This is a genomic window from Cystobacter fuscus, from assembly GCF_044360685.1.
Taxonomy (GTDB): Bacteria; Myxococcota; Myxococcia; order Myxococcales; family Myxococcaceae; genus Cystobacter; species Cystobacter fuscus_C.
This window is the reverse complement of the sequence record NZ_CP043491.1, coordinates 3,084,088-3,097,069: the sequence shown is the minus strand read 5'-3', so window position 1 is coordinate 3,097,069 and position 12,982 is coordinate 3,084,088. Positions and strand designations below refer to the sequence as shown.

General features: G+C 69.8%; 9 protein-coding genes. 2 read left to right on the top strand and 7 right to left on the bottom strand.

Features of this window, described 5'->3' with window-relative positions; translation table 11 throughout:
• Nucleotides 1-23: 23 nt before the first annotated feature.
• On the bottom strand, nucleotides 24-1,196 hold the full coding sequence (locus tag F0U63_RS12770; RefSeq protein ID WP_395846167.1) for a tetratricopeptide repeat protein: 1,173 nt from the start codon (nucleotides 1,194-1,196) through the stop codon (nucleotides 24-26).
• Nucleotides 1,197-1,226: 30 nt separating this feature from the next.
• A complete protein-coding gene (locus F0U63_RS12765) occupies nucleotides 1,227-1,958 on the bottom strand; it encodes a hypothetical protein (protein WP_395846166.1) in 732 nt (243 codons plus the stop codon).
• Nucleotides 1,959-2,373: 415 nt separating this feature from the next.
• On the opposite strand from F0U63_RS12765, the gene F0U63_RS12760 reads away from it, so the two are divergent.
• Together F0U63_RS12760 and F0U63_RS12755 are read left to right on the top strand one after the other, a co-directional pair.
• Nucleotides 2,374-2,553: a hypothetical protein gene (locus tag F0U63_RS12760; RefSeq protein ID WP_395846165.1), complete on the top strand. Its 180-nt coding sequence runs from the start codon at nucleotides 2,374-2,376 to the stop codon at nucleotides 2,551-2,553.
• A gap of 163 nt (nucleotides 2,554-2,716) precedes the next feature.
• A complete protein-coding gene (locus F0U63_RS12755) occupies nucleotides 2,717-3,187 on the top strand; it encodes an SAM-dependent methyltransferase (protein ID WP_395846164.1) in 471 nt (156 codons plus the stop codon).
• Nucleotides 3,188-3,389: 202 nt separating this feature from the next.
• Here the strand turns inward: F0U63_RS12755 and F0U63_RS12750 are convergent, their stop codons facing one another.
• The 5 genes from F0U63_RS12750 to F0U63_RS12730 all read right to left on the bottom strand — a co-directional run bounded on the left by F0U63_RS12750 (nucleotide 3,390) and on the right by F0U63_RS12730 (nucleotide 12,979).
• Entirely contained in the window at nucleotides 3,390-3,911 is a 522-nt protein-coding gene (locus F0U63_RS12750; RefSeq protein ID WP_395846163.1) for an SRPBCC family protein, read from the bottom strand.
• A gap of 195 nt (nucleotides 3,912-4,106) precedes the next feature.
• Nucleotides 4,107-4,610, bottom strand: a complete 504-nt coding sequence (locus F0U63_RS12745) for a DUF2243 domain-containing protein (protein ID WP_395846162.1) — start codon at nucleotides 4,608-4,610, stop codon at nucleotides 4,107-4,109.
• Nucleotides 4,600-4,788: a hypothetical protein gene (locus F0U63_RS12740; RefSeq protein WP_395846161.1), complete on the bottom strand. Its 189-nt coding sequence runs from the start codon at nucleotides 4,786-4,788 to the stop codon at nucleotides 4,600-4,602. The genes F0U63_RS12745 and F0U63_RS12740 overlap by 11 nt, the downstream gene beginning before the upstream one ends.
• A gap of 125 nt (nucleotides 4,789-4,913) precedes the next feature.
• Nucleotides 4,914-7,277 carry a penicillin-binding protein 1C gene (gene pbpC, locus F0U63_RS12735; protein ID WP_395846160.1) on the bottom strand — a complete coding sequence of 788 codons (2,364 nt, stop codon included), beginning with the start codon at nucleotides 7,275-7,277 and terminating at the stop codon, nucleotides 4,914-4,916.
• Complete coding sequence (locus F0U63_RS12730) at nucleotides 7,277-12,979, bottom strand: MG2 domain-containing protein (protein ID WP_395846159.1); 5,703 nt, start codon at nucleotides 12,977-12,979, stop codon at nucleotides 7,277-7,279. Before F0U63_RS12730 ends, pbpC begins: the two co-directional genes overlap by 1 nt.
• Between the last annotated feature and the right edge of the window lie 3 nt (nucleotides 12,980-12,982).

The window sequence follows — 12,982 nt, the reverse complement described above, 5'->3', positions numbered from 1 at the left end:
CAGAATTCAATGAAGTTTCAATTTCACGGCCGGGCGCCCAACCGTCGCAGCAGTTGCTGGGCCTGCACGCGCACCGCGTGATCCGCGCTCGTGCTGGCCTTGCTCGCGTGCCGCTGGGCAGCCCCCTTGTCGCTATCCAGCAGGGCGATGGCGTGGTTGAGGTGGAGGCCGGGATGCTCGGGGTGCGCGGCCAGGGCGCGCGCCAGGATGCCGCGGGCGCGCTCCGCTCCTCCCTTCATCCGGAAGTAGAGGGTGGCCAGGTCGTTCACCGCGTCCACGTCCGTGGGCGCCTGCCGCACCACGTCCTCCAGCAACGTCTGGGCGGCGGGCAGGTCCTCGAGCTGCTCGCAGGCCTGGGCCAGTGCTCGCCGGGCCTCGAGGGACTCCGGGACCTGCTGGCAGAGTTCCTCCAGCACCGCGCGCGCCTGGACGAACTCGGCGCTGGCGAGCAGTGCCACTCCGTGCATGTACAGGTAGTCCGCATGCCCGGGCACCCGCAGCCGCAGGTCAATGGCCTTCTGTGCCGCCGCCGGAAAGTCCCCCGCGAGCATGCACAACCGGTAGAAGTCCTCGTGAGGGACGGGATCGTCCGGTGACAGCTTGCACGCCAGACGCACCAGGTTGAGGGCCTGGCCCAGCTCGCCCTTCAGGGTGTGGGCCCGCGACAGCAGCAGCACGGGCAGGCGCTTGTCGGAGCTGAGCTTCGTGGCACGGCCGAGCAGCTCGATCGCCTCGTCGATGCGCTCCTGGCGCAAGGCCAGCCGGCCCAGCTCGAACAGGGCGAAGGCATTGTCGGGCCAGCGCTGGAGTCCCGCCCGAAAGGCCGCCTCGGCGCCGGCCTCGTCCCCTCGCTCCAGCAGGAAGTGACCCAGGTTGTAGTGCTCGAAGAAGCCCGCCGTGGGCTCGGCGGCGATGGCCTCGAGCCGCTCACCGGCCGCCGCGTCCCCCGCGGACGCCTGGAGGACGGCGAGGTGGCTGCGGGCCTCCAGGTGCTCCGGGCACAACTGGACCAGACGCCGCAGGTGGGGCTCGGCCCCGGCGGCATCGCCCTGGGCCAGATGGGTCCGAGCGAGCCCCAGCAGGCACGCCTCATCGTCCGGCTGGGCCCACAGCCCTCGATGGAAGGCGCGAACCGCGTCCTCCAAGCGTCCCACCTTCAGACAACGCAGCCCTTCGGTTGCCGCATCGGATGCCATCTCGGACTCCTGGCCAGAAGGCGGTGGGGTTCAGTGGGCGAGATCCCAGGTGGCCCGAACGATGTTGCTCGTGTACGCCCGGCCATCCAACTCCATGCCGACGCCCGCGCCGACAGCCGCGAACGCCTTGGCCTTGAAGTGGGTCAGCGAGCCTTCCAGGGAGGCCGCGGCCCCCACGCCCACGCCCATGTTGATCTTGATGTCGCTGCCCAGCACCTTGTTGTCGTTGACGGCCACCTTGATGGTGCCGGCCAGGGTGCCCCGGGCGCCCGCGAACCCCTCGCCCCCGGCGTTGAAGGACGGGTTCTTCGGAGTGAGATTGAGCCGGAGCCGGAGCTCGCCATCGGCGCCCACCTTGGTCTCGGCCCCCAGCTTCACCTTCATGTCGATGCGATCATCGCCGTGCGTGACGGTGAAGGTGCGGCTCACCTCCGTGCCCGCCCTGATCGCGTTGGCATCGATCTTCAACTTCAAGTCGGCGACCAACCCGTCGTGGCTGCGGTGCACCTTGGCGCCGCCCTCGACCTTCAAGTAGGAGCCGGTGGTGTTCGCGGTCACCCGCGTGCCGTTGTGCGAGGTGTGCTTGAAGACATCCTTGCTCTTGGTGTCGCCCAGCTCGCGCTGGCCCTTCTTGTCGGCCAGCACGGTGGGGGTGTGCGCCGCGTCGGGACGGCCGTGCTCGGGAGTCTTCCGGGTCGGGGGGGTGTGAACGGGGCGCGACCCGCCGCGACCAGTGCCGTGAACATTGGATCCGAAGCTCATACCTGGTGTCCCCTGGAAATCGTGGCGAGTCGACTGCTCGTGCCGGGATTGTCGCCACGGGAAAGGCGAAGTTGCCCCGCCAGGACCGTCTTCGCATCATTCTCGATTCTCGAAAAATGAGGCCAGGGCAAGGTAGGCCGACATCTGCTCATTGGCTCGCTTCTTCAACTCCAGAGAGAGCACCTGCAGCTCCGCGCTCGGGCGACCCCTGCCAGCGGCCATCCTCGGCCCCTCGGCTCCTGCCCTCCCCCTCCACATGGCCCCCGTCCCTCTCTCGTGCGGCCGGGAACAAGAGGCACACCGATTCCAGGCGTCACGGTAGCGTACCAGGAGTGGGAGGCCACCTGTGATTTCAAGCTTGAAGAGTAGAAACGCGCTCTCCGCTATCAATGCCGTCTTGGTCTTGGCGAGGAGCATGGCCTATGAGGGGAGGAGTGGTGATGTCGCCGCGGTGCTGGACGTTGCGGAGTACCTGCCGATGCTGATGCTGGAGCCAGCCGATCGAACGGAGGAATTTCGTAACCAGCTGGCCGATCTGGCTCAGCGCTACCCGGCATTCGCGCTCGCCCTCGCCCGTTTCGATTCGACAGAGTGAGCTGCACGCAGACCACGCGTTGTTCCCGGGTGAGCCTGCCCCAGTTTCGTGGGGCGGTCTCCCTCGGCGGCGACCGCAGGCCCGTTGGGCCGGGTATCATCCCGATGCGGCCTCGGCCACTGCCGGCCATGTGCCGCGCCATCATCCAGACAAGGAGACGATCATGGACTACACATTGCGCGCCATCGGACATGTCCAGGCCGCGCGCACCGAAGCCGAGGACGATGACTGGGGCGATTCCGAAGCCTGCATCGCGCTGGCGCCGGAATTCGGGCCCGAGGCCTTGCGGGGCCTGACCGAATTCTCGCACGTGGAAATCCTCTACCTGTTCCATCGCGTCGAGCCCGGCCGCGTAGTGTATGGCGCGCGCCATCCACGCAACAATCCGGACTGGCCCGAGGTCGGCATCTTTGCCCAGCGCGGCAAGAACCGGCCCAACCGCATCGGCACCACAATCTGCCGCCTGCTGCGTACGGAAGGCACCCGGCTGTGGGTCGGCGAACTGGACGCGATCGATGGCACGCCGGTGCTGGACATCAAGCCGGTCATGGCGGAGTTCCTCCCGCGCAGCCCTCTGCGCCAGCCTTCCTGGTCCGTCGAGCTGATGGCGGACTACTGGCGCACGCCGGACTGAACGATCCCGGCAGTGCCCATAGCCGGCGCAGCGCGCTTGCCGTCCGCCGGCAACCCCTTGCGTGTGAGGTGTGCCCAGCACAGCTGGCGCAGCCCCGCGTCCACCCACTCGTAAGCGCTCCACCTGTCGGTGGTGAGCAAGCCCGCGAAGTCCGCGCCGCTGTGCGCTTGTCCAAGCATCGATCGAGGTGGAGACGGGGCCGTCATGAACCGCCCCGTATAGCTACCTGTTGGGCAATGCGGCTGTTCCATGTGTTGAGGGCCTCGGTGAGGTATGCGTTCCCGTCGACCGAGCCGGCAAGCTTCCATTCGTCGATGGATTCTTCGTTGCGCAGGAGTGTGCCGTTGGCCATCGGGATCAATTCCCACACATGGACGGCGCCATCCGTGCCATTCCAGATGAGCCGGCGTTCGGGTTCCACGACGACGAGACGAGACTCCACCACCTGCTCTGGGGGCTCCCAGAAGATCACCGAACCGGGGGCGAGGGGCCCTTCGAGCCGCGCCGAGGCAAACTCGGGCATCCAGTCGGTCCAGCGGTCGATCCCGGTCAATACCGACCAGATCGCCTTCGGCGGCGCGTGGATGAGCAGTTCGGTGCGCGCGACGGTCGCGGCGTTCGGATTGATCTCCGTCCGGATGTTGGACATGCCCTGACATTGGACATGAGAAATCGCGAGGATGGCGAGAAGAAAGAGCCTGGCGGTGTCAGCAATTCTGTTCATTGGCATCTCCGTTGATGAGACGAAGATGGGCCACGCGGGGCTGGCACAGAATCAAAATTAACGTACAGCGGCTGTACGGTTTTTTATGGGCACGACGATCTCGTGGGACGAGCCGCGCATGTCTCTCGCCGTATTGGATGGAGTTCGCGCTGGCCTGGTGTCCGTCCCCGTGCGGCCCGTCGATGCGGCCGGCCCTCAAAGCACGGGCGGGACGACGCCTCGTGGCAGGGTGTCGTCACGCCCCGCACGCACGAGCGCACCACCCCCCACGATGAGCAGGGCCCCGAAGAGCAGGAAACCGATGTCCCAGGCCAACTGCCCCTCCCCGGGGTGCACGTGGTGGATGCCGAGCAACTGATGGTCGATGAGCCCCTCCACCACGTTGAACGCGCCCCAGCCGATGGACAGCGAGCCCAGGAAGGTGCGCGTCGACCAGGGCACCTCGGGGCGCTGGCCCGCGCGCCACAACAGGCCCAGGCCAATCGCCGTCATCAGCCAGGTGAAGGCGTGGAACAGACCGTCCCAGAACATGTTGATCTTCATCGGCACCAGCTCCGTGGGCGGCAGCCGCGACGAGAGCATGTTGTGCCACTGGAGGATCTGGTGCAGGAGGATTCCGTCCACGAAGCCGCCCATCCCCGTGCCGAGCAACACGCCCGCCGAGATGAGCGCTCCTTGATGCCGTGCCTCACCCGCCATGGTCTTCTCCTTGCCGTTCCACCAGGCCCACGCGGTACAGGAGCGCGCTGAGAAAGCCGATGAGCAGGAAGGGCACGCACACCATCACCAGCGCGTCCACGAACCCGACCTCGACAATCGCGCGCCGCACCACCCGGCTGGTGGGGCAATCCGGACAGGCGGACGCAGCCGTCGTCACCGCGAAGCTCCCCCAGGCCACGAGGAGAGGAAGTGAGCGGAGTCTCATGCCACCAAGTTAGAGCCTCCGCACCTCGAAGCTCCGGCGAACTGGAGCCGAACGTCGGGGAGTGTCCAGTCGCGGGCCTAACGCCGCTCGCGCACCTTCAGGATCCGTCGGGCACTGAGCCCTCGATCATCCGAGACGACAATCTCATGCGTCCCTTCGGAGGGCGCCCACCACACCCGCTCGTCCGCTCGCGCCGAGGTCAGGAACTCCCCGTCCACGAACCACGCCAGCTCCCGCGCCTCCTCCGACTCGGCCTCCAGCGGCACTTCCTGTTGATCCGCCGGGAGGCCGGGAATCAATAGCGTCACCTGCCCCGCCCCGGGCGAGATGATCTCCGGGGCACGCCGCGCACCACCGGGCTCGCACCCGGGCGCGAAGGCGGGAGGCTGGGGCAACAGCCGGTGCTGCTCGTCGAGCCACCGCCGGATGCTCGCGGGCCAGGAGAGAAACACCCGCATCTCGGTGCGCCGCCCGGCCCGGCACGCGGGGCTCACCGCCAGCCCCGTGGCCACCTCCACCTCCACCTGCTGGTGATAGGGACAGACCGCCGTGGGCACGTGGCTGCGCTCGGCGTACACGAGCTTGCGCTGGGTACAGGCCTCGGTGGGCAGATGGCCCGACCAGGCGCAGACCTCCACCTGGGTGAGGTCCGGGGGAACCACCATGTCAGGGTCCTCGGTGCGGCCCCGGGGCGCGAGCCCCTCGAGGATGTCGAACAGCAGCGGCCCCGACGCCTCCGCGCCCACCAGGTGCACACTGGGCGAGTTGTCGAAGTTGCCCGTCCACACCACCGCGGTGTGCCGTGGCCCGGAGCCGGCCGCCCACGCATCGCGGTGGCCGAAGCTCGTCCCCGTCTTCCAGTGCACCTGGGACGGCAGCCCCGTGAGCTGGCGCCGCGCCGGGAAGTCCGGCCGGTCCCTCAAGGACAGCGCCCGCCGGGTGAGCCACGCCGCCCCGCGAGAAAAGAGCTCCTGGGCCGCCCCGGACTCGTCCTCCGCCAGCACCTTCAGGGGCCGTGCCCGCCCGTCCTCGGCGAGCGCCAGGTAGAGGCCCGCAACCTCCAGGGGCGTGAGCTCGATGCCGCCCACCGACGCGGACAGGCCGTAATGCCCCGGCTCCGGGTTCAGGCTCGTCACGCCCGCGAGCCGCAGCGTGCCGAGGAAGCGCTCCACCCCGAGCTGCTGCAACAGCTTCACGAAGGGCAGGTTGAGCGACTGCGACAGCGCGCTCTCCAGCCGCACGAGCCCCTGGAACTTCCCATCGAAGTTGCGCGGCGCGTAGGTGCCATACGCGGCCGGGATGTCGGCCACGCGCTGCTCCGGCCCGGCCAGTCCCTCGTCGATGGCCAGGGCATAGATGAAGGGCTTGAGCGCCGAGCCGGGTGAGCGCGCCGTCGCGAAGCCTGGAATCTGTCCGCCATGCGCGGTGTCGAAGAAGTCGAGGCTGCCCACCAGGGCGACCACCTCGGCGCGCTCCCGGTCCACCACCACCGCCGCGCCGTTGTGGATGGCCTGGGAGCGAAGCCCGGGCGCGGCCTCGCGCATCACCCGCTCCGTCAGCCGCTGCGCTCCCGTGTCCAACGTCGTGCGCAGCACGAGCTGTCCCGGCCGCTGGGCGCGCAACCACGCCGCCGCATGGGGCGCCTCCCGGGGAAAGGGCATGAGCCGCGACGGCAGGGGCGTGGCGCGCACCTCCGCCAGCACGGCCTCGGGCGTCACCCGCGCCTCGGGCGGCCCGAGCGGCAGTGCCCCGGCGTCGAGCAACCGGCTCGCCACCGAGTCCCGCGCCGCCTGGAGCCGCGCCACGTTCGCCGGCGAGGGAAACCGCCGGTTGGGGTTCTGCGGCACCGCCAGGAGCGTGGCCATCTCCGCCGCGCTCAGGTGGGTGGCCCGGTGGCCGAAGTACGCCAGCGCCGCCGCCTCCACCCCTTCCATGTTGCGCCCATAGGGCACGAACTGCAGATAGGCCGCGAGGATCTCCCGCTTGGACAGCCGCAGCTCGAGCTGGGCGGCGCGCAGGGACTCGACGAGCTTGGACGCGAAGGTGCGTGGCCGGGGCTCGAGCACCCGCACCAGTTGCAGGGTCAACGTGGAGGCGCCGGACACCCGCCGCCCCCGGAGCACGTTCGTCATCGCCGCGCGCACCACCGCCAGGGGATCCACCCCGGGGTGCCACGCGAAGCGTTTGTCCTCCAGCGCCAGCAGGGCCTGGACGTAGGCCGGATCCACCTCGTCCAGCACCGTGGGCACGCGCCAGCGCTGGTCCGGCGCCAGGAAGACGTGCGCCACCGTGCCGTCCCGGTACTCCACCACCACCGAGTGCTGCTCGAGCAGGCGCGCGGGCAGCGGCACCCACCACGCCGCGGCGAGCGCGGCGAGCAGGAGGGACAGCACGGCGAGGGCCCCCTGGAGGGCCCTCTTCCTGGAGAGCCGCGGAGCCATCAGAGCAGGAAGTCCGCCCAGGGTCCGGAGATGCGCACCGAGCCACCCGCCTCGCGCGCCCAGATGCGGGGGTCGTACATCGCCTCCGCCTCCACGGGGGGCAGCGTGAACGCGCCGGACGTCACCGCGCGCACCGCGTACACCACCGTCTTCGACTCGCCCGCGTTCAGGGCGCCGAACACCTCCACGCGGTCATCCCGGAGGTTCACGTAGTCCGCGGCCCACTGGTTGTCCGCGGAGGCCCACTCCACCGAGCCTCCCCGTCCCAGCCGCGCGTTCTCGATCTCCCAGCCCGCGGGCAGCCGATCCACCAGGGCGATGTTCTGGATGCGCTCGCCCGAGTTGTTCTTGATGATCACCTCCACGTAGACGAGGTCCGCCAGGTTCATCTGGCCGCCCTTCACGTCGAGCACGTCGCCCGCGAGGTTGCGGTACTGACGCGTGAGCGACAGCCCCTGGCCCCCGGTGCGGTACACGCCGTCCGCGCGCACGCCGTCGCTGGCGAGCACCAGGTACAGCTTGCCCTCGCCCTTCTCCGGGACCTTGAGCGTGAGGCCCTTGCGCTCGCTCGCGCGCACCAGCGCCCACGTCCGGTCGCTCGCGCGCTGCTTGGTGCCCACCTGGGGCGCCAGCTCCTTGCCCTCCGCGGTGAGCACCGGCGGCGAGAACGAGGAGGCCGCGCCCGCCACGCGCTTGCCCAGGCCGGTGATGCCCCAGACCAGTTCCTGCGTGGTGTAGTACTCGCTGCGCTCGTGCTGGAGCGCCTCGGCCACGCGCTGCGCGAGCGGCTCGCCGGCGGCGTCATTGCCGAACAGATCCTGGAACGTGCTCAGCATGAGGCCGCGCCGGCGCCGGTCCGAGTAGAAGGACCAGGAGTTCCACCGCTCCTCGCTCAGGGCCGAGACGTCCGGGTTGCGCAGGTCCTTCTCGTAGCGACGATCTCCAGCCAGGTACAGCGCGGCCTTGAGGAGGTAGTCCTGCTCGGCGCGCTGGTTGGCGCTGTAGAACTTCCGGTTGCCCAGCTCGTCGATGAGCTTCTGCACGCGCGCCTTCTGGCCCTTGCCCGCGAGCGCCAGCACGTATTGCACGTAGGCCTCCGAGCCATCGTCATAGCCGTAGTGGTTGAGCCGCTCGGGGTGCTTGGCGGCTTCCGTCATCCACTTGATCGCGTCATCGAGCCGGTCCTGCGGCACCTCGTACTTGCGCTTCTGCGCGTCCAGCAGCATGTGCGTGGCGTAGGCCGTGCCCCAGGCGACGGGCTCGGACTGGCCCGGCCAGTAGGCGAAGCCGCCCGAGGACGTCTGCATGGAGAAGACGCGCCGGATGCCCGAGAGCACCATGTCCTCCACCTTGGCGTTGGCCGTGAGGCTCGGGTCCACGCTGTCGACGAACTCGGAGACATAGAGCAGCGGCCGGGTGGAGGACGTCGTCTGCTCGATGCAGCCGTAGGGGTACTGCACGAGGTAGGACAGGTGCTGGAAGGACTGGGCGTAGGGGTTGGTGGTCACCCAGAACGTGGAGCGCTCGCTCGTGGGCAGCCAGCCCTGGAGCAGGGGCGCGAGGTCCGTCGTGCCCGCCGCCAGCTCCACGCGCTGCACCTTGCGCTCACGCGGACCCGAGGGGAGGAAGGGCACGTCGAGCTGCTCGAACGAGGTGTGCCCGCCACCCTCTGCCGTCACCTTGAGGCGCGCGGCGCCTACCGCTTGCACCGCCTTGCCCTGGAAGACGAACGTGCCCGCCTTGCCGTTCTCCAGCCGCATCCGGCCCTCGCTCTTGCCGAGCAGTTGCAGGGGCGAGGGTTGCGCGCCGGCGGGCATGGCCATGCCGGGCACCGGGAGGTTCTCCGCGGACAGGGACACCTTCACGTCCTGCGCCTTGCCGGACAGGTTGGTGACGAAGACGGGGATTTGGATCTCATCCCCCTGGCTGAGGAAGCGCGGCAGCGTGGTCTGGAGCACGAGCGGATCGCGCACGAGCACCTGCTTGCTGGCGTGACCGATGCGCTTGGGGCCGCTCGTCACCACCATGACGCGCACCGCGCCGCGGTACTGGGGCAACTGGAAGGGGACGCGCAGCTTGCCGGAGGCCGGCACCGGCAGCACGCCACTCCACAGGGCCACGGGCTTGACGGGCTGCACCCGGCCCGAGGCACCCCCGTCGCCGTCACCGCCCGTGGAGCGGCTGGCGCCCGCGGGAGGAATGAGCAGCGTCCACCCGAGCGTCTCGTACGTCTGCACGCCCAGCGCGCGCTTCTTGAACAGCTCGGTGATCGGATCCGGGCTCTCGAAGCGCGTGAGCGAGAGGATGCCCTCGTCCACCACCGCCACGGTGGCGAAGGTGCCGGGCTCCACCGCGCCCAGCTCCAGCTCCACCGGCAGGGAGTCATTGGAGCGCACCTCGCCGGGGACCTTCAGGGTGACGGCCTGGGTGAAGTCCACCGGCGTCACCTTCACGCTGGCCACGCCGAAGGCGCGGTCCGGCATGAAGGCCTGGGCGGACTCCAGATGGGGGTCCTTCACCAGGAAGGCGCTGATGTACACGTTGGGCGCGAAGGCCGAGGGCGTGAAGCTCCACGTCGTCTCGCCCGGCTCCACGGCCTTCCACTCGGCGGCCTGCACGCCGTCGGTCTCGGCGGTGAAGAGGATGCGGCCGCGGTAGGGCACCTTCACCTTCACGGCGAGCGCCTCGCCCACCCTGGCCGCATCGGGCAGTTCCAGCGCGAGCGAGGTGGGCCGGGCCGGACGCGGCGTCTGATCCACCCGCGAGGCCCCGCCCCACCAGGCATAGCGGCCCTGTCCTTCCAGCTGGAGATCCGTCTGCGCGGCGCCGGAGCGCACGCGCACCACGTAGCCCGCGGAGTCCGTGGAGGGCGTCACCTGGAAGGTGAACTTGCCGCCCTCGAGCTTCACGGGGGTGCGGCCCTCGCGCACGGCGCGCAGGTGGCGCTGGTAGCGCTCCTCGCCCGACTGCTCGTCGTAGAAGTAGCCGTACTCCTCGTCCAGCCGCAGGTACTCCACGTCGAGCGGCTTGATCTGCTGGCCATACGGCGCGCCCTGCCAGTCCACCACCACGCCGGTGACGGTGAAGGGCTGGCCGGCGCGCACCTTCTGCACGTTGGCCTGGAGGCCCACGTAATAGGCCTCGGGGTGCACGGGCACGCTGGCCGAGCCCACCGTGGAGCGGCCACTGCCGGCCTCGAAGACGCTCGCCAGGGCCACGAGTTGCGCGGGGCCCTTGAAGCCACCCGCGGACTGCTGCGCCGGGCAGCGCACGAGCACCTGCCCCTTGTCATCCAGCTCTCCCTTCACCTGCCCGAGCACGCTGCCCTTGGCCTCGGACTCCTCCGGACGCCACACGCCATAGGCGTACTGGCCGTTCTCCTTGGGGCGGAAGACGGACGGCTCCAGGCGGCACGTCACCTCCACGGGGCTGCCCGCGGCCGAGCCGCCGAAGAGGTAGGCGGCCTGCACCGTCACCGGCACCTCCTGGCCCTGCACGTACCCGGGCTTGTCCGCCTGGGCCGTCACCTTCATGCGCTCGGGGACGAACTCCTCCACGTTGAGGCCATAGGTGGCCACCTGCTTGTCGCCCACGCTGAGCACCACGCGGTAGGCGCCCGTGTCCTGGTAGGCCTCGAAGGGCACGTCCAGCGACACCAGACCCGCCTCGTTCGTCTTGAGCGTCAGCTTGCGCAAGTCCCTCTCACGCGGATCCACCACCTTGAGCTCCACGGGCACGCCCGCCGGGGGCGCCACGTCCTCCTGGTTGCGCAGCACCGCGACGACGTGGGCGGTGTCACCCGGGCGGTACACGCCCCGGTCCGAGTACAGCGCGGCGCGGTAGGGCTGCTGCGCGCGGTACGGCTCGCCCTGCACGTCCGAGTTGGCGATGTCCGTCTGGAGCTCGCTGTACTTGAGGTAGGTGAACTCCTCGCCCTTGCGCGCGAACAGGGCGAAGGGCTCGGCGGTGTCCACGGGGTCCACCGGCACCGAGAGCTTGCAGCCCTCCGCGCCCCCGGTGGTGCAGCGGGCCACGACCTGGCCACTCTTCTTCACGAGCGACACCTCGACGCCCGACAGCGGCTCGGTGTTCTCCATGCCGAGCGCCCACGCCCACACTTCCTCCTTGGCGTTGGAGCCCTTGGGGGCCAGGCCACGCTTGGCCACGAGGCTCAGGTCCGTGAGGAGGATGCGAGAGGCGGCGGACTTGGAGCCGCCCGAGGCGGTGATCTCCACGAGCCCGCGGGTGGAGGCGGGCACGAGCGAGCCCACGTCCAGCCAGGTGGTGGCCAGGGTGTCCTGGGGGCCCTGCACGGGCAACGACTTGCGCGCGATGACGTTGGAGGTGCGCTCGTTGGCGGCCTCGCGCTCGTCATCGCTCATCCAGAAGAGGAGGTTCTCCTGGGGGACGTGGCGCACCACGAGCTCCACCGCGTCCAGGTTGAGGTGGTTGAGGGGGAGGTTGCGCCAGGCGGAGCGCGGCAGGTAGCGGCCGGTGGAGCCGAAGCTCAGCTGGGCGCTGCGCGCGGAGATGGAGAAGGACTTCTCGTAGGTGGACAGCAGCGTGCCGCCCGCGTTCGAGGTGGCGCCCGCGTCGATCGTCATCGCGTAGGTGCCGCGCTTGAAGTCGCCGAGGATGCGGAAGCCAAAGCGCGAGGGCGACACGGAGAAGGCCACGGGCGGGCTGAAGTGGATGGTGTCCGCGGCCGAGTCCTCGTCGAGGCTGCAGCGATCGCCCGTGTTGCCGTAGTAGTAGTACTCCTCCTCGCCCTCCTCCTCGCTGGGCGCGTCATCGCCGGCGCGCTCGCGGCAGCGCACCTCGATGTAGTGCCCGGTGGAGCCCTCCTGGACATAGGCGTTGGTGATGTCCAGGCGCTTGCCCACGTGCAGCGTGAACGAGCCGGTGCCCGCGGCGGCGGGAGCGCTCTTGGAGCCCGAGGGCAAGAGGCCCGCCTTGAGGGAGAAGCCCACCTCGGCGCCGGGGCGGAGGCTCGCGCCGCCGAGGGTGGCGGTGACGGTGTGGGGGTTGTTGGGCTGGGAGCGCAGCTTCACGTCGGACAGGGCCTTGCCGTCCACGGAGAAGGAGGCGAGGCGGCGCACGTTGGCCACGTCCACGGGGCCGGAGAAGACGAGGTCCACCTCCACCTTGCCCTTGCGCGCATCCACCTGCCGGGGCGCCAGGCGCAGGAAGGCGAAGGCGGGAGTGGTGAAGGTGCGGCTCCACTTCCCGGCGGTGGGGGGCTTGATGACGGTGCCGTCCTGCAGCTCCAGCGCGTCGAGGGAGACGGTATAGGAGGTGTTGAAGGCGAGCGGCTTCTGGGGGGTGAAGACGAGCGTGGAGGGGCCCTTGAAGCTGAGCAGGCCCGGCGCGTCGGGCGAGACGGTGACGACGGTGCCCTTGCGGACCTCCTGGTCATCGGGCCGCACGGCGCGGGGGAATTCGATCACCACCTCGCGCGGAAGCATGCCCTGGGGGCCCAGCTCATAGAGGGTGGGCAGGAGGGACTGCGCGGTGGGCGCGGAGCCGGACGGGGAGGCCGGGCCTGGGGCGGGAGCGCCGGGAGCGGGGCTCGTCGCGGGGGACGGGGCCTGGGGCTCGTCCTTCTTGCAGGCGGAGAGCGTGCTCACGAGCAGCGCCGCCAGCAACCAGCGCGATCTGCCCGCGCGGGGTGGAAGAGGCTTGGGGACGGACTGCGGATTCATGGT